This window comes from Streptococcus sp. 517s, assembly GCF_054445985.1.
In genome coordinates, this window is sequence record NZ_CM136847.1 from 1,256,475 (window position 1) to 1,274,758 (window position 18,284).

Annotated in this window: 17 protein-coding genes; all 17 read right to left on the reverse strand. The window is 40.1% G+C overall.

The annotated features are described in order from the left end of the window. Positions 1–44: 44 nt before the first annotated feature. The gene (locus ACVX3R_RS06420) at positions 45–860 is read right to left on the reverse strand and encodes an endonuclease/exonuclease/phosphatase family protein (RefSeq protein ID WP_458794604.1); all 816 of its coding nucleotides are present in this window, start codon (positions 858–860) and stop codon (positions 45–47) included. 51 nt (positions 861–911) lie between these two features. After that, entirely contained in the window at positions 912–3,098 is a 2,187-nt protein-coding gene (locus ACVX3R_RS06425; RefSeq protein WP_458794605.1) for a PTS transporter subunit IIBC, read from the reverse strand. Between the two features lie 217 nt (positions 3,099–3,315). Further along, positions 3,316–4,242 (reverse strand): permease-like cell division protein FtsX, encoded by a 927-nt coding sequence (ftsX, locus tag ACVX3R_RS06430; protein ID WP_000625557.1) that lies wholly within the window; start codon positions 4,240–4,242, stop codon positions 3,316–3,318. Further along, on the reverse strand, positions 4,235–4,927 hold the full coding sequence (gene ftsE, locus ACVX3R_RS06435) for a cell division ATP-binding protein FtsE (RefSeq protein WP_000022271.1): 693 nt from the start codon (positions 4,925–4,927) through the stop codon (positions 4,235–4,237). The genes ftsX and ftsE overlap by 8 nt, the downstream gene beginning before the upstream one ends. Before the next feature lie 17 nt (positions 4,928–4,944). Then, positions 4,945–6,040, reverse strand: a protein-coding gene (gene prfB, locus ACVX3R_RS06440) for a peptide chain release factor 2 (RefSeq protein ID WP_458794606.1) whose coding sequence is annotated in 2 segments (ribosomal slippage) — positions 4,945–5,967 and positions 5,969–6,040 — 1,095 coding nt in all. Because the reading frame shifts where the segments join, the coding sequence is not laid out codon by codon here. A gap of 110 nt (positions 6,041–6,150) precedes the next feature. Then, a complete protein-coding gene (locus tag ACVX3R_RS06445) occupies positions 6,151–6,807 on the reverse strand; it encodes a CBS domain-containing protein (protein ID WP_458794607.1) in 657 nt (218 codons plus the stop codon). A 133-nt stretch (positions 6,808–6,940) separates the two neighbouring features. Beyond that, positions 6,941–8,368: a cytosine permease gene (locus tag ACVX3R_RS06450; protein WP_458794608.1), complete on the reverse strand. Its 1,428-nt coding sequence runs from the start codon at positions 8,366–8,368 to the stop codon at positions 6,941–6,943. Positions 8,369–8,859: 491 nt separating this feature from the next. Beyond that, positions 8,860–10,287, reverse strand: a complete 1,428-nt coding sequence (locus ACVX3R_RS06455; RefSeq protein WP_458794609.1) for a cytosine permease — start codon at positions 10,285–10,287, stop codon at positions 8,860–8,862. 1 nt (position 10,288) lies between these two features. After that, positions 10,289–10,474, reverse strand: a complete 186-nt coding sequence (locus tag ACVX3R_RS06460) for a hypothetical protein (RefSeq protein WP_060805305.1) — start codon at positions 10,472–10,474, stop codon at positions 10,289–10,291. Between the two features lies 1 nt (position 10,475). Continuing rightward, a complete protein-coding gene (locus ACVX3R_RS06465) occupies positions 10,476–12,254 on the reverse strand; it encodes a phosphotransferase (protein WP_458794610.1) in 1,779 nt (592 codons plus the stop codon). Positions 12,255–12,552: 298 nt separating this feature from the next. Further along, positions 12,553–13,263, reverse strand: a complete 711-nt coding sequence (locus ACVX3R_RS06470) for an ABC transporter ATP-binding protein (RefSeq protein ID WP_458794611.1) — start codon at positions 13,261–13,263, stop codon at positions 12,553–12,555. Continuing rightward, positions 13,263–14,027 (reverse strand): ABC transporter ATP-binding protein, encoded by a 765-nt coding sequence (locus tag ACVX3R_RS06475; RefSeq protein WP_458794612.1) that lies wholly within the window; start codon positions 14,025–14,027, stop codon positions 13,263–13,265. Before ACVX3R_RS06475 ends, ACVX3R_RS06470 begins: the two co-directional genes overlap by 1 nt. Further along, positions 14,027–14,983, reverse strand: coding sequence for a branched-chain amino acid ABC transporter permease (locus ACVX3R_RS06480; RefSeq protein WP_458794613.1), 957 nt, complete (start codon positions 14,981–14,983; stop codon positions 14,027–14,029). The genes ACVX3R_RS06475 and ACVX3R_RS06480 overlap by 1 nt, the downstream gene beginning before the upstream one ends. Positions 14,984–14,986: 3 nt before the next feature. Continuing rightward, positions 14,987–15,856 (reverse strand): branched-chain amino acid ABC transporter permease, encoded by an 870-nt coding sequence (locus ACVX3R_RS06485; protein WP_007517552.1) that lies wholly within the window; start codon positions 15,854–15,856, stop codon positions 14,987–14,989. Between the two features lie 119 nt (positions 15,857–15,975). Then, positions 15,976–17,136 carry an ABC transporter substrate-binding protein gene (locus ACVX3R_RS06490; protein WP_458794614.1) on the reverse strand — a complete coding sequence of 387 codons (1,161 nt, stop codon included), beginning with the start codon at positions 17,134–17,136 and terminating at the stop codon, positions 15,976–15,978. A gap of 88 nt (positions 17,137–17,224) precedes the next feature. Beyond that, complete coding sequence (locus ACVX3R_RS06495) at positions 17,225–17,494, reverse strand: YlbG family protein (protein ID WP_000462130.1); 270 nt, start codon at positions 17,492–17,494, stop codon at positions 17,225–17,227. A gap of 78 nt (positions 17,495–17,572) precedes the next feature. Further along, on the reverse strand, positions 17,573–18,163 hold the full coding sequence (gene clpP / locus ACVX3R_RS06500) for an ATP-dependent Clp protease proteolytic subunit ClpP (RefSeq protein WP_458794615.1): 591 nt from the start codon (positions 18,161–18,163) through the stop codon (positions 17,573–17,575). Positions 18,164–18,284 lie beyond the last annotated feature (121 nt).

An 18,284-nucleotide genomic window follows, 5' to 3' on the forward strand; every position in this document is an offset into this window, starting at 1 on the left:
TGTTAAAAAAATGAAAGGAAACGTCTCCTTTCATTTTTAAATATTTATTTCCAGTTTAAAATAGCATTCAAACCATAGTGGTCACTGACTTGTGGACTATTTTGACCATCAAAAACTACATGCAAACTTTTTACTTCTAAGTCTTTTGTCGTAAAGACATAGTCGATTCGTAGTGGTTCTGTATTGCCTTTCCAGCCATCAATTTCTGGCGGAACGGTATAGCTACCACTTCTTTCTTTCGCAACTTCAAATGCGTCTTGTAATCCTAATGGGCTAGCTAAAATCGCTTGATAGCCTTCTTGACCAGCTGGATTATTAAAATCACCTGCTAAAATCAGAGGTTTGTTCAACTCTTTTAATACAGCCTCAAATCGTGCCCACTCTTCTTGGAAACCTTTATCCCACCAAGAGAGATGGACACTTGCAAGAGCAAGCTCCTTATCTTCAACTTCTGTCTCCGCCAAGGCAACACGGCGAGTATGGTAGTCCGTTGGATCATCTACATCTGACACTAAAATTTCACGCGCCTTAATCGGTGTTTTGGATAAGATAGCTACACCTTCATGGTAGCGGTCATAGCCGATATGATTGTAAGCCCAAGTCCAGTAGTAGTTTTTCCCTTTCTCAGCCAATTTTTCAACCAGGAGTCGTACATAGTGGTCCTGATGAATAGGTTCTGCTGATGGTAAAGCTTGATAGTGATTGTTAACCTCTACCTCAGGCGAACTCATTTCTTGATTAATTTCTTGAAAACAGATCAAATCATAATCTTTGTCAAGAATATCTTGGAGCAAGAGCTGGAATTTTTCCTCTGCTTCTTTTTCCATCCAACTATGAGTATTGAGTGTTAAAAATTTCATGCTTTTCTCCTAAAACAAGAGGTTGGAAAACAGCTTCCAACCTCGAGTATATTACAATTCTACTTTAGCAACTGCTGTTTTAGCTGCAAGAGAACCTGTTTGTTCTAATTTAACTGATTTGATAGCATCACCATTTGTAAAGACAACCACTGTTGATGTTTCACGACCTGCTGCACGGATAGCATCCAAGTCAGCTGTCACAAGAAGGTCACCAGCAGCCACTTTTTGTCCTTCAGAAACGTGAACAGTAAATGGTTTTCCTTCAAGACTTACAGTATCCAAACCAATATGAACAAGTACTTCAAGACCTGATTCAGTAACAAGCCCAAGTGCATGTTTTGTTGGGAAGATACTTGATACAGTACCTGTAACTGGAGATACAATGTTTCCATTTGCTGGTTCTACTGCAAAACCATCACCCATCATTTTTTGAGCAAAGACTGGATCTTTCACTTGTTCCAAGGCAATAACTTGACCATCAGCTACTGAGTAAACTTCCTCAGTTACACCTTTAAAGTGTACAGTATTCTTTTGAGCTTCTGTCATTTGGCTTGGAAGAGTTTCAGGAATTACTTCACCTGAGTCAAGGATATCTTGGATATCAGATTTCAATACGTCAGCTTTTGGTCCGTAGATAGCTTGGACACCTTGTCCTTTCATGACAAGACCCATAGCTCCTTCTGCTTTCCATTGTTCCTCAGTACCAACACGATCTGCATCCTTAACAGTTACACGAAGACGAGTCATACATGCATCTACATCTACGATGTTTGCACGACCACCAAGAAGGTTAATGATATTTACAGCTTGAGAAGCTGCTGCAACTTTTGTTTCTCCTGGAGCTGCATCTTCTGATGCTCCTTCAGCAGTTTCATAGTTCCCGTTACGTCCTGGAGTTGCATAGTTGAATTTCTTAATCATGAAGTTGGCAATGAAGTACATGATGACTGCAAAGAGGACAGTTACCCAGATAAAGTTGATGATATCCATACCAAGACCAGCGTTGATAGCTAGCGGAGTACGAGTCAAGAATTCAATTGAACCGAATGAGTGCATACGAAGGTGAACAATATCCGCCATAGCAAAGGCAGCACCTTGAACAAGAGCATACACTAGGTAAAGAGGTGTTGCGATAAACATAAACATATACTCGATAGGTTCAGTAACCCCTGTCAAGAATGTTGCAAGGGCTGTCGCAATCATCATACCCTTGTATTGGTGTTTCTTGTCAGCATCAACATTGCGGTAGATAGCAACGATGACACCCATCAAGATACCGAATGAACCGATCATTTGACCAACTTTGAAACGAGCTGGAGTGATAGTTGTAAGAAGGTGTTGGTATTGGTCAGCATTTGAACCTTTAAGGTTAACAAGGTCTGTTACCCAAGCAAGCCAAAGTGGGTCTTGACCAAATACTTGAGTTCCTTTAGCTGCACCAGTAAGGATTTCGTATGTTCCACCAAGAGCTGTATAGTTCATTGGGATTGTCAACATGTGGTGAAGACCAAATGGCAAGAGCAAACGTTCCAAAGTACCATACAAGAATGGTGCGAGAACTGGAGCAGTTTCTTGAGAGTTGGCAATCCAAATACCAAAGTTATTGATACCTGTTTGAACTACTGGCCAGAAAGCTGCAAGTACAATTGCTGCAATAGCTGAACGAAGGATGACAACGAATGGTACGAAGCGTTTCCCATTGAAGAATGAAAGCGCATCAGGAAGTTTACGGTAGTTGTAGTATTTGTTAAAGGCAGTTGCCCCTACAAAACCAGAGATAATCCCTACAAAAACACCCATGTTCAATGCTGGTGCTTCAAGAACACTGATGAAGTAATCAGAAACTTTGATTGAGCCTCCAAAGAGAGTAGTGACCATAGCCTCAGGGTTTTTCAGCATATCACTTGTAACTCCAAAGATAGTACCTGTGATACGGTTAATCAAGATAAAGGCAAGCCCGGCTGCAAATGCACCACCTGCACGTTCTTTTGCCCAGCTTCCCCCAATAGCGAGGGCAAACAAAATATGAAGGTTACCGATAACCCCCCAACCAATTTGCTCTAGTACGCCACCAGTAATCACTAGGGGAGCAAGGTTTGGGTCAATCATTGCAAGTGACTTACCGATTGAAATCATCAAACCAGCAGCCGGCATAACCGCGATAACCACCATCAAAGCCTTACCGAATTTTTGCCAAAATTCGAAAGACAAGACATTTTTGAATGTATCTTTCATCATTCAAATCTCCTTTATTTTTATTTAGGCAAACGTTTTACGAAAACGTTTGCACTTATTTATAATTCAATTATACCACTTTATTTTTTTTTGTAAAGGCTTTTATAAAAAAATTGTCTACTTTTTTTAATTTTTAAAAGGAAAAAGAGAAGTTTACGAAAACTTCTCTTTAAAAATGTTTTGTTTTTCTGTTTTTATCTCAATTTGCATTTATATCCAATTAGATTTTCAAGAATCGACGCATCGAAATTCCTGAACCAATTGAACCAATGAAAATTCCGATTACAAATAGTAGAACTGTCATCAAAGGGACAAACACATCTGGTGTAATCATTGACAAGTTTTGACCTACCAAGGATTTATTGACCGATTGATAAACGATATTGTAAACAAAGAATACAAGAACTGAAGGAATCGCTGCGCCAAGCAAGCCAATAAAAGCACCTTCTAGCAAGAATGGGCCACGGATATAGCCATTTCTCGCTCCTACAAGACGCATGATCTGAATCTCACGACTACGTGAAATAATGGTGATACGAATGGTATTGGAGATGAGGAAGACTGCGATAAAAATCAAGAGCCCTGCAATAACCAATCCCCAAACACGGATAAAGGAAGCTAGTTCAAAAAGTCGTTGAGTGTTGGCTCCACCATCTTGAACTTCTGATACTCCCTCAATTTTCTTTGCTTCTTCAGCTACTGTTTTAACATCACTCGGAGAATTTGTATCGACGATATAGGCATCATAGAGAGGGTTTGCATCCCCTTCAAAGACCTTCCAATCGTCACCCATTGTTTCCGTCAGTTTCTCGTATTGTTCTTCTTTACTTGAGAAGGTAACACTTTTTACAGCAGGCATAGCTTTCAAAGCGTCATAGACCTTGTGGTAGTCATTATTGGTAACTGTCTGACCTTCTTTTTCAATCGTTTCACTGTTATCCGCTACATCCTTACGAATGTAGACCATAACACGAACGTTGTTTTCAATATCGGTAGCCAGCTTTGCTGTATTAAAAATTACGGATGCAAACAGGGCAACGAGTGTCAAGGTAATCATAACCGAACTTACTGCTGCTACTGTCATCCAGCCATTTCGTTTTAAACTCTTTAATGATTCAAATAAATGGCGAAAAAATCTACTAATCATCGTATCCATATTCTCCTTTAGCTTCGTCACGAACGACACGGCCGTTTTCAATGGCAATGACACGGTGGCGCAAGGTATTTACGATCTGGCTGTTGTGGGTCGCCATCAAAACAGTTGTACCTTGAAGATTGATGCGTTCCAACAGATTCATAATTTCCCACGAATTATCTGGGTCCAAGTTTCCTGTTGGTTCATCAGCAATCAATACTTTAGGATTGTTGACAATCGCACGGGCAATCGCAATCCGTTGCTGTTCTCCACCTGAGAGTTCATTCGGGAAAGAACGAACCTTGTGTTTCAAACCTACTAGGTCCAACACTTCCATAACACGTTTTTTGATGTTACGGCGATTCTCTCCGATAACTTCCATTGCGTAGGCAATATTCTCATAAACCGTTTTCTTAGGCAAGAGTTTGTAATCTTGAAAGACAACCCCAACACTACGACGTAGAAGCGGGATATCTTTCTTCTTAATTTTAACTAAATTAAAGCCTGCAACTGATAGGCTTCCTTTTTCGATCTTTACTTCTCGGTATAAAGCTCGAATAAAGGTTGACTTACCTGCCCCAGAAGGTCCTACGATATAGGCAAACTCTCCTGGTTCAATGGTGACAGAGACACCACGCAGGGCAGTCGTTCCATTGTCATACTTTTTGACAACATCTCTCATTTCAATGATTGACATATGAGTTCCTTTCTTTCTTAGCTAATTCGCCACTTGAGATAGGCATCGATGAAACCATCAAGGTCTCCATCCATGACCTTATCTACTTGGGAAACTTCAAAGCTTGTACGGTGATCTTTTACCATAGTATAAGGTGTGAAGACATAAGAACGGATCTGACTTCCCCATGTGATTTCTTTTTTCTCACCTTTGAGGGAATCAACTTCCGCAGCTTTCTTTTCTTGCTCCATCTGATAGAGCTTAGCCTGCAACATCTTCATGGCACGATCTCTATTTCCATACTGGGTACGATCGACCGTTGACTGGACGACAGTTCCCGTAGGAATGTGTGTCAAACGCACACCTGTTGAAACTTTATTGACGTTCTGTCCACCAGCACCACCTGAACGGAAGGTATCCATTTTGATATCATCTTCACGAATCTCCACTTCGATGGTATCATCCAGCTCAGGCATAACCTCTACGGATGTAAATGAAGTATGGCGACGTTTGGCAGAGTCAAATGGTGAAATACGGACCAAACGGTGAACACCCATTTCTGACTTGAGAAGGCCGTAGGCATTTGGACCTTCAAAAGACAAGGTCACAGACTTGATACCCGCTTCATCACCAGCTTGGTAATCCAAGACCTCTACTTTAAAGCCTTTGGCATTTCCATAACGAGTGTACATACGGAGCAACATATCCCCCCAGTCCTGAGCCTCAGTACCACCAGATCCTGGATGAATTTCCAAGATGGCATTATTATGGTCATAAGGTTCTGACAAGAGAAGGGTCATCTCATAGTTGGTCATCATCTTATCCAACTCGGTTAGCTGCTCGACCAGTTCACCATGGACTGACTCGTCTTCTGCTAAAAAGTCCAATAAAATCTCAACTTCATCCTGCAACTCTTCCATTTTACGGAAGGTGTTGTAGGTGTTTTTTAATTCATTTAATTCTTGCGACGTTTTTTGGGCCGCGATATTATCGTTCCAAAAATCAGGTTCTGTCATCTTGTTTTCCAAGATGGCAATCTCTTCCTCTAAGCCTTCGAGGTCAAAGAGACCCCCTGAAAGAAGCTAATTTTTCACGATTTGCATCAATTTTTTGACGAATTTCTGAAATGTCCATAGATACTCCTTTTCATATCGTTTTATTATACCATAATCTCTTATTTCTTTCCATATTTTGCTTTTCATCGCTTTTTGTGGCAGAAGAAAAGAGGCCCGAAAGCCTCTGGTTTAAAGGACTTTGGCAGAGGTCTGAGTGATTTCCTCCACTTGAATTCCTTCTTTTTCAAACTTATCCTTTAATGAAGTCAAATCGATTTTTCCATCAATTTGCACTTCGATGACGACCTTGCCATCCTTACGTGGAATGTTAACTGTGTGCGAGATATTTAGATTTTCTTCTACGATTAGAGTTACAATTTTTCCCAGCACACCGACTTCATTTTCTGTGATAAAACGAACGCGGATCCCCTCTTCTCCGTATCCGGCAATTTCCAAGAATGCCCGAAAGACATCACGATCTGTAATTACGCCATAAACTTGATGGTTGTCTACGACTGGTAATATTCCAATTTTATTTTTCAGCATCAGATAGGTCGCATCTTCTAGACTAGCATATCCAGAAACAGTCACGACATCTCGAATCATCACATCTTTTACTTTGGTTTTATTCAAAAGATAATTCATCTCATAGATAGAGAGACTTGTTGCTTTAGATGGGCTGGCTTCCGCAATGGTTCCTTCTGTTACCAATCCGACTAATTGATCATTTTCGATAACAGGTAAACGGTGCAGGCCTTGCTCACGCATCAAATCTGCTGCGTGTGCTACAGTCGTATCTGGACTGATATAAACTACCTTACGGGTCATGAAATCTTTAACTGCCATGAGACTTCTCCTTCTATATTGCTACTATAATTATACACTTTCTTACAAAAACTATCAAACGCTTTCATCTCTTTTTCAAGATTTTGTAACATTCAATCACAAAAAAAGAGAGAAATAGCCTTCTCTCTTAAACTTAAATCGTAACGGAATCTCTATCCTTAATCATATAGCGTTTTAAAGAAGTTAAGCTAGCTAGCCAGTACAATAGACCACCAAAGATCGCAGTAAAACCACTACCAGTTGTAAGCAGGAACATAGGACTCTGGATGTGCTTTGTTATAGGGTTGTAAACAAATAGTACTGCAACTAACAAAGAAATGATTACACAAGATAATCCTACCAGATTAAAGCCATTTGTAAACTCATAAGCTTTATGTCCTTCAAGGAAATAGGCTGACCGCAAGTCGAGTTTTCGTTTTCTTAAGATAAAGTAGTCAACAACAATCATTCCGATAATGGGGCCTTGAATATAGGCAGCCAGCGAGATAAAGGAACCGAAGTATTCATCCACTCCTCCCCAGATGGTGAGTAGGCTCACGTAAACCATGGCAATCCAAACCATTAGTTTATAGCTTACTTTGGGCATCCCGCTTTTTACAATCATACAGTTCACGTACGATCCTGTACCCTGGGTTCCAATATTAGCAAAAGCTACCAATAGTAAACTTAAAAGGGCAAAGGCTGGTGTGCTTAGAGTTGAAAGCATGGTTGTTGGATCACTTTCATAGACACCTGTTTTGACAAACATAGCCAAAGCCATCACCCCACCTGTCGCAGCAAAGAATGGCGCAACAACCCCGTATGACAAGGCTGTAGCCCAATAGCCACTACGTTCTGATTTTGCCAAACGTGGTAAGACAAATGCTTGTGTAGACCAAGAAAAGGCTACGGCCACATTTCCTTCCCCTGACATCATAAAACGTTCAATCGGTGTTAAATTTTCTTGAATGGCAGGTTGGACATTCATAATATCCCTAATCGGAACCGCAACAAAACAGATCCCAACGATGATTAGCCCGACAAATAACAAGGCTACCACTAGAAAGCGATTAGTTCCTTTAATCACCTCTGGACCCCCAAGAGCAATCAGCGTTCCAAGGAGAACACAGAGGGTGCCTAGAATCGGTGCCCATACTCCCTTGTCTAAACCAAGTCCAAAATTATTTGCCAAATGAATCATGGAGCTGGCAAAAAGATTGGCGGTAACGGCGTACCAACCAAAATTTGCCAGACTAATCACGGTTGATAGAACGGCCACCCCTTTTCTACCTAGAACGGCTCTCAACCAAATCCACAAATCAATTCCATATTTAACAGCAAACAAGATTGGGAGACATTCGATAAAAACCCAGATAATGTTGAAACTAAAAATATTAATCAACATTTGATTAAAGGTCAAATATTGAGCCACATAGGCTCCTTGGGTATAACACCAAGTTGCGATGGCAAAACCACTGGTCGATAAGAAGAGATCCCAGAAAGAGTATTGGCGATCCTTGTTGGTCATGGGAACGATTCCCGTTATGGTCTCCTGTTGAATGAAGTCATTCATCTTGGACATTTTATTGAATACCTCCTGTCATGGCTAGGATAATCAGAATATGATTGACTAGAATCATATCAATTACTTATGTAAAATAAACTTTTAAGAAAGAGGGGATAAATACACATAGATTAAGGCTTTCATTTTTCTAGTCATTTTTTAGTTTCACCTACAACTAATTGTTCAAGTTCAATACCAATTCTCATTTTGTCAGTCCTCCGACTAAAAATTAATTTTAGTTGACCATACTGCCCACTATAGTGGTACCAAATATAGAAAAACTCCGCTAATAGATTTACAGACACTCTCCTGAAATAATCCTCACAAAGGAGTAATAGTATGATGCCCCAAACACTTGAGCTAGATAGCTGTATTTCGTTTTCACATTTGAAATTTCTTCTATAAAAATTTTAAGTACCTGTTCAGCCTATTTTCTACCGTATCAATAAAGATTTTCTAAAGCCTCCATCAGGGGGCATACTCGAGTACTTCTAATCAATCCTCTATCCTTAAATCGTAACGGAATCTCGATCCTTGATCATATAGCGTTTTAAAGGAGTTAAGCTAGCTAGCCAGTACAATAACCCACCAAAAATCGCAGTAAAGCCACTACCCGTTGTGACTAAAAAGATTGAACTTTGAATTTGTGCAGTTACAGGGTTGTAAACAAATAGTACCGCAACTAACAAAGAAATGATTACACAAGATAATCCTACCAGATTAAAGCCATTTGTAAACTCATAAGCTTTATGTCCTTCAAGGAAATAGGCTGACCGCAAGTCGAGTTTTCGTTTTCTTAAGATAAAATAGTCAACAACAATCATACCAATAATTGGCCCCTGAATATAAGCGGCTAGTGAGATGAAGGAACCGAAGTACTCTTCCACTCCCCCCCAGATTGTAAGTAGGCTCACGTATACCATGGCAATCCAAACCATTAGTTTATAGCTTACTTTGGGCATCCCACTTTTGACAATCATACAGTTCACATACGATCCTGTCCCTTGGGTTCCAATATTGGCAAAGGCTACTAGTAGTAGACTTAAGAGAGCAAAGGCAGGTGTGCTTAGAGTTGATAGCATGGTTGTTGGATCACTTTCATAAACACCTGTTTTAACAAACATGGCCAAAGCCATCACTCCACCTGTCGCAACGAAGAAGGGCGCAACAACTCCGTATGATAAGGCTGTAGCCCAATAGCCACTACGTTCTGATTTTGCCAAACGTGGCAAGACCAATGCTTGTGTAGACCAAGAGAAGGCAAAGGCAACATTTCCTTCTCCAGAGAGCATAAAGCGTTCTAAAGGCGTTAAATCTCCTTGAGTTGCTGGTTGAATGTTCATAATGTCAGTGATAGGCACGGCTACAAAACAGATTCCAACAATAATCAGACCGACAATCAGCAGGGCGATGACCAAGAATCGATTGGTCCATTTAATCACTTCTGGACCTCCAAGAGCAATCAGCGTTCCAAGGAGAACACAGAGGGTGCCTAGAATCGGTGCCCATACTCCCTTGTCTAAACCAAGTCCAAAATTGTTTGCCAAATGAATCATGGAGCTGGCAAAAAGATTAGCTGCAACGGCGTACCAGCCAAAGTTAGCCAAGCTAATAATGGTTGATAGCAAGGCCACCCCTTTTCTACCTAGAACGGCTCTCAACCAAATCCACAAATCAATTCCATATTTAACAGCAAACAAGATTGGGAGACATTCGATAAAAACCCAGATAATGTTGAAACTAAAAATATTAATCAACATTTGATTAAAGGTCAAATATTGAGCCACATAGGCTCCTTGGGTATAACACCAAGTTGCGATGGCAAAACCACTGGTCGACAGGAAGAGATCCCAGAAAGAATACTGACGATCCCTGTTGGTCATGGGAACTATTCCCGTTATGGTCTCCTGTTGAATGAAGTCATTCATCTTGGACATTTTATTGAATACCTCCTGTCATGGCTAGAATAATCAGAATAAGGTTAATTAGAACTAAGACGATGACTATAGTAAAATCACTTTTTAGAAATGGCTGAGCAAACACATAGTTTGGTGATTCCATTTCTTCTAGCCTTCTTTTCGTTTCATTTGCTATTAATTCTTCAATTTCAGATGTCGGCTTCATCTCAATTCTCCTCCAAATATAAATCTAATGCAAGTTTTCCATACTGCTTGGTATAACGATACCAGATATAAAGAAATTCGCCTACTGGTTTTCCAACGCTTTCTTGGAATAGGGCCCACAAGAACCAATAATATGAAGTCACTGATACATAGGCAAAATAGTGACGTTTGGTTTTCTTATCTGGAACCTCTTGTAGATAGATTTCAAGTACCTTTTCGGCTTCTTCTACTGTATAATTTGAACATCCAATAAAGGTCCCTAAATCTCCTGCTGGATCTCCCATACCAGAATATTCCCAATCAATCAAGCTCATTTCGCCAGCTTCATTCAACAAGAAATTCGGGCTATAAGAATCTCCGTGGCAGAGAACCTTTTTCGCTTGATCTTCTTGTAGAAACTTCTCAAGAACTGAGACATTCTGATCCAACTCTTCAAGCCCATCAAATTCAAAACGATTGCTAGCCTTTAATTTTTGTCTAAAATCATCAATTCCCTCAAATTGGTCAAAGGAATGTCCCGTTTTTTCTCCAGATTGGTGCAAGCGTCTCAAGAATTCCATTGCTTTTGCTACATCATCCCAATTATCATAATCTAGTTGCTTGGCGTTAGGGATAAATTCTGAAATTTTCCAGCCCTCATCCTTGTTCATGGCAACAAAGGTACGGTCAATCTTCAATTTTGCAGCAATTTCCATGGAAGCCGCTTCACTAGCACGATCGATATAATTCTCCGTTCCTCTACCTGGATGACGGTAAACATATTTCTTCCCTAGGCAGTCAAATGAAAACGAAGTGTTGGTTAAACCGTCTTTTAGAGGTTTGATATTGACAATATCTGAAGCTACACATCCCAATGTCTTACAGATGTTATCAATGATTTCCGAATTAGTATTCACCAAATAGTGTTCATCAAACTGACGCAACTCATCTAGTGAATCAAACTCCTTAACAATGTCTGCTGAATAATGCCGAGCTTCCAAAGGAAGTTCCTTGACGTGACGACTATAATAATCTTCCCAGAGCTGTTCGCGATATGGTTCATGCTTAAATTCAGTTTCTAAAATATCTACGAATTTTTCACTAAATGCACGATCAAAATAAACATGCCCTACCATAGCCCAAGTATTCGTCCCACCGATTTGAATATCGATAATCGTGTGATTGGAGTCTTCCTTAGAGCAGTATTCGTCTGTGTCCCCTTCTGCAAATATAGTCGAATAATAACCTCTGTAAATGTATCGCTCAAACGGATTTTCCACAAAATAATTATCCGAAGAGCAAATATAAGTGTTAGAAAGTTGATCTCTGACTAGCATGAGAGAAGAACAGTTGTTGTACTTGTAGTAATCATTATTCACAACAATTTTAACGCCAAACTTTTCTGCCAGATAGAACATTTTTTCTTGCAGATATCCTACAATAACTGTAATGTCCTCTATCCCAGCTTCTTGCAATTGCTTGATTTCTCTCTCAATCAAACGCTCACCTTTGACTTGAAGCAATCCTTTAGGTAGCTCATAAGACAAAGGAGCAAAGCGGCTACTCATACCTGCAGCCATGATAATGGCATTCTTCACCTGATACGGAGTTAAAGCCTCCTCACCTAAGTCAGTTAAGTGATTTTCCTCACTGATCCACTTCTCTTCTTTACATTCCTTGAGAAGATTATTTACTGTCCCCAAAGCGATATCTAGCTGTTCAGCCAATTGTCTCTGAGTAAAGTTTTCATCTTTGTGAGTCAACAAAAAACGTAAAAGTTTAAATTGTTTTTCTGATAGCATATTCTCAGCCTCTTTTGTTCAATATTTTTGTTTATTTAATTATATGATGAACACATGTTTTTGTCAAGTTAGATTCTATATTAAGAAAACGGATGCTCAAATCAGGTTCATCAAAATAGTAAGCAAACGAAGAAAGAGCCCCAAATTTGGAGCTCTTCAAATTCATCTACAAAACAATCCACTGGATCGGATGATTACTTACGTAATCCTTATCTGCCGACTAAAAAGGTCCCCCGGACTATGGGGAAATTGCTTGCGCAATCCTTATCTGCCGACTAAAAAGGTCCCCCGGACCTTTTTAGCCACCTAGATATGCTTTTCTGACTTCATCTGATGCTGCGAGTTCTTTTCCTGTTCCTGATAGGACAATCTTTCCTGTTTCAAGTACATAGCCACGGTCAGAGATAGCAAGGGCCTTGTTCGCGTTCTGTTCAATTAGGAGAACTGTTGTTCCTTGCTTCTGAATATCTTGAATGATATCAAAAATTTCTTGGATAAAGATCGGGGCAAGTCCCATTGACGGCTCATCCAAGAGAAGGAGCTTAGGTGTAGACATGAGAGCGCGTCCCATAGCCAGCATCTGCTGTTCACCACCTGAAAGAGTTGCCGCATCTTGGTTTTTGCGTTCTTCCAGACGAGGGAAACGTGAAAAGACTTTTTTCAAGTTGGCTTGATTTTCTTCACGATTCTTCTTTAAAAAGGCTCCCATTTCCAAGTTTTCCATAACAGTCAAACCTGGGAAAACATGGCGTCCCTCAGGAACTTGTGAAAGGCCACCTGCCACGATTTTTTGCGCTGGCAACTTTTGAATTTCTTTTCCTAAAAACTGAATTTTACCAGCACTTGGGCGAACCAAACCTGAAAGGGTACGAAGAATGGTTGTTTTACCAGCACCATTGGCACCGATAAGGGAAACAACTTCTCCTTCATTAACCTCGAAACTCACATCACGAACTGCTTGGATCATACCATAATGTACAGAGAGGTTTTCAACTTTTAACATAGGCATTAGGCTTCACCTCCTAGATAAGCTTCGATAACGCGTTTATTCGTCTTAATTTCGTCAGGAGTTCCCTGAGCAATCAAGCGACCATATTCCAGAACATAGATACGCTCAGTGACTTCCATAACCAAATTCATGTCGTGTTCGATGAGCATGATAGTAATTTTAAATTCATCTTTGATACGACGGATCAGTTCTGTCAATTCAGCCGTTTCTTGTGGATTCATCCCAGCTGCCGGTTCATCCAAAAAGAGGATTTTAGGTTCAGTTGCCAGAGCACGAACGATTTCTAATCGACGTTGTTGACCATAGGCAAGATTCTTAGCAAGAGTATCTGCGTCACAATCCAAATCAAAGATCTTCAGCAAGTCCAAAGCTTTACTTTTTAATTCTTCCTCATTCTTATAAAAAGCTGGCAGACGTAGAAAGCTCGCAAGGACATGCTGTTTATGATGATTGCTAAATGCGATCAAAACATTTTCCAAAACTGTCAAGTCCTTGAACAAACGAATATTTTGGAAGGTACGACTGAGACCAAGTGAGGCAATCTTGTAGGGAGTTTTCCCATTTAGGAGGTGACCATCTAGTGTCACAGTACCTTCGCTTGGTTCATAAACGCCGGTCAAGAGATTGAAAAGGGTTGTTTTACCAGCCCCGTTTGGTCCAATTAGACCAACCAACTCTCCCTCGTTCAATTCAAGAGTGACATCTCCAACAGCTGTTAGACCGCCAAAATGTTTGGTTAATTGTTTAACTTCAAGTAGTGCCATTAGTTTTGTCCCTCCTTCTTAGATTTTTTAAAGAAACGTGATAGACTCAATTCCCATGTCCCAAGAAGTCCACCTGGTCTGAAAATCATGACCAATACAAGAGCCAAGGCGTAGATAATCATACGTACGCTAGCAACATCTTGAAGGAGCATATTTAAAATTCCTAAAACAATCGCTGAAACGATGGTACCAGTAATAGAGCCAAGTCCACCAAAGACAACGATAATCAACACATTGATGGAATTAATAAAGGTGTAATCTTTTGGCACAACAGATCCGATAAAACCAGCCTGAAGTGAACCAGCAATACTTGCTGTAATAGCACCAAAGACAAAAGCGATAATCTTTATTTTTGTAGTGTTTACCCCAACGGACTCTGCAGCAATCTCATCCTCACGAACAGATAGAGTAGAGCGTCCAATTGGACTACGTAAGAAGTTGAGAGTTGCAATAGTTGTGATCACCACAAAAAGATAAACCATTTGCCAGTTGGTAAAGTTTGGAATACCCAAGATACCAGCAGCACCGTTGGTCAAACTTCCACCATTAATGATAAAGATACGGATGATTTCCGAAACACCTAGTGTCGCAACAGCTAGGTAGTCACCCTTCAAGCGGAGTGTTGGAATCCCAACGAGCAAAGCGACTGCACCAGAAATCAAGGCTCCCAAAATCATTGCTCCAAAGAAGGCACCATAGGTTGGTGATTTTGAACCAATAATCGCTGCTGCATAAGCCCCAATCGCCATAAAACCTGCATGACCGAGTGAGAATTGTCCTGAAAAACCAACGATTAAGTTCAGACCTACTGCAAGGATGATATTAATCCCAATTTGTTCTAAAATTTGGACATGGAATAGATTGAGAACACCAGCAGAAACCAATACGCTAATCAATCCATAACCCGCTAACAGAAGGAATAACCAGAGAATATTTACTTTAAGATTTGTCTTCATTGTTTACACCTTCTCTTTCACATTTTTACCAAGGATACCTGCAGGACGAATAATCAGAATTAAAAGCAAGATTCCATATACGATAGCATCACGGAAATCAGACATACCGAAGGCAGTTGCAAAAGTTTCCAACAAGCCAATCACAAATCCCCCTAGAGCTGCACCAGGAATAATCCCGATACCACCAAGTACGGCTGCAACGAATGATTTTAGACCTGGAGTCACGCCCATCAAAGGTTCAAGAGAGTTGTAGTAAAGAGCAATGAGGACACCTGCCGCGCCAGCAAGGGCTGAACCCAAAGCAAAGGTAAAGCTGATTGTACGATTTACATTAATTCCCATCAATTGAGCTGCGTCACTATCAACTGATACCGCACGCATGGCTTTCCCCATTTTTGTTTTTTGGACGATCAATTGCAATAAAACCATCAAGAGTACAGAAACTGCTAAAATCATCAATTGAACATTTGTCAAGCTAATTGGCCCCAAGTCAAAGCGGACTGTTTCAATTGCTTGAGGGAAGGCACGAGTATTGGCACCCACGAGATAAACCATTCCATATTCCAGTAGGAAAGACACCCCAATGGCAGTAATCAATACGGCAATACGTGTAGAGTGTCGCAAAGGACGGTAGGCAAGAAATTCAATCACAACACCAAGTAGTGCAGTTCCTGCCATTGAAATAATCAAAGCTAAAAAGAAATCCATTTGGAAGGAATTGATCAAAAAGTAACCAATAAAGGCACCTATCATATAAATATCACCGTGGGCGAAGTTGATGAGTTTGATAATTCCATAAACCATGGTATAACCCAAGGCCAAAAGTGCATAAACACTACCCAGAATTAAACCATTCACAAGTTGTTGGAGCATAGCATTCACTCTTTTCTATCGTTATTTTTTAGAAAATTTCATCATTTTCACAAGTTCATAAACACCGAAACAGGGAGTGAGTCAAAGGCTCATTCCCTATTTCAACTACTATTCTAATGTTATGGTTTTACAACTTCTGCTGCTTCTACTTTACCATTGTTCATGGTCATCATGTAAGCAGTTTTCACTGTATTGTGGTCAGCATCAAAGCTCGTTTGACCAGTTACACCATCAAAATCTTTTGTTTTAGCAAGGTTGTCCTTGATTTCACCTGAGTTTTTAGCACCTTTTGCAGCATTGGCTACTAGGTAAACTGAGTCATAAGCCAAGGCTGAGAAGGTTGAAGGTTCTTCATTGTATTTAGCACGGTATGCTTCAAGGAAGGCTTTAGCTTTTTTAGAAACATCAACTGTAGTTGAGAATCCTGAGATGAAGTAAATGTTTGATGCTTTTTCAGCTGTTGCTTGTTGAACAAATTCTTCACCGTTAAATCCATCACCACCAACGATTGGTTTATCAATTCCCATACCACGGGCTTGGTTTACAATTTTACCTGCTTCTGTGTAGTAGCCTGGAACAACGATAGCGTCAAACTCTTTCCCTTTCATTTTAGTAAGGGCTGCTTGGAAGTCTGTATCACCTGCTACAAACGTTTCATCTGCTACAATCTCACCCTTGTAGGTTTCGCGGAAAGATTTAGCAATACCTTTAGCATAGTCACTAGCATTGTCAGTATAAAGAACAACCTTCTTAGCATTCAATTTGTTTGTTACATAGTTAGAAATAATCTTCCCTTGGAAGCTATCTTGGAATGTTCCGATAAATAGGTAATCTTGACCTTTAGTCAAACCGTCTTGAGTAGCACTTGGTGAAATCAATGGCACTCCAGCTTTGGTAGCGTTAGCTACAGCTGCAGCAGTTGCACCAGATGTCGCAGGCCCTACGATAGCTGTAACTTTTGATTGGGTCACTAGGTTAGTTGTAACAGAGGCAGCCTCAGCAGTTTCAGATTTGTTATCTTTATCCACAACTTCGATTTGTTTTCCATCGATACCACCTGCAGCATTGATTTCATCAACAGCAAGTTGAGCACCTTTTTGTTCAGATGTTCCATAGGCTGCTACGGCACCTGTTTCTTCAAAGTTAAATCCGATTTTAATTGTCTTTTCATCGACTGAGTTACCAGCAGCGTTTGAGGCTCCTGATTTGACCTCTCCACAGGCAGCGAGAAGGGCTACGCTAGCAAGGGCCACAAAAGATAGGGCAAATTTTTTCTTCATTTTTTATCTCCTTATAATATTGTTCCAAAATAGTATGTTAAGAATATACCGAATTATCAGAAAATTGTCAACCTTTTTATTCACTTTTTTAAATGATAACGTTTTCTTCGTTTCGATAGAGATTGCCAACAAAGGGAGTTTCTAACTCTTGAATGTGACACCGTCTAATTTTCTTGATAAATCTTTCCTTACCTAATCTCTCTACTAAGTCATCTAACTCCTCAGTTGGAACATAGAGCTGCAAGTAACGATGCTTCTTAGAATGGTAACAGATGTCACCGTATTCCTGAAGTTTCTTTGCATCCCGATTATAGTAAAGATAGATGATTAATCCTGATCGATTGACCTTTTCAAACATGATAAATCCTCTTTCTAAGAAATCTTCTCCTATTATATCAAAAAAAGCAAACCCCGTCGAGTTTGCTTTTTAAGTTGGTTAGCTCAAAGAATTGTTGGCCATGATTTCATCAATAAAGCCATATTCAAGTGTTTCTTGGGCGCTCATCCAGTAATCACGTTCAGCATCAGCATGAATTTGCTCAACTGTTTTACCAGAGTTATCTGCAAGAATTTGCTCCAAAGTCTTACGAGTTTTGAGTAAATGTTCTGCAGCGATTGCCATATCTGTTTGTTGGGTACCACCGCCTGTACCACCCATTGGTTGGTGAATCATGTACTCTGCATTTGGAAGCATAAAGCGTTTTCCTTTCGCTCCACTTGATGCAATGATAGTCCCCATTGAGGCTGCCATCCCCATCACGATGGTTTGGACATCTGCCTTGATAAAGTTCATGGTATCAACGATTGCCAAACCAGCTGAAACAGAGCCTCCAGGTGTGTTGACATAAAGGTAAATATCTTTTGTACTGTCTTGGGCATCCAAGAAGAGCAATTGGGCAATAACGGAGTTGGCCATGTTGTCTTCAACTGGTCCAGTCAACATGATGATACGATCTTTTAGTAGACGTGAGTAAATATCATATGAACGTTCTCCACGGCTTGTTTGTTCAATAACTACAGGAATCATTCATTTCTCCTTTTAATGTTAAATTTTCTTAGTCATACGACTCAATACAGAACTATTATATCTTTTTGGTCAAAAAAGGTCAAATTTTTGCTCTATTCTCTAAACAGAAACAAAAACTCAA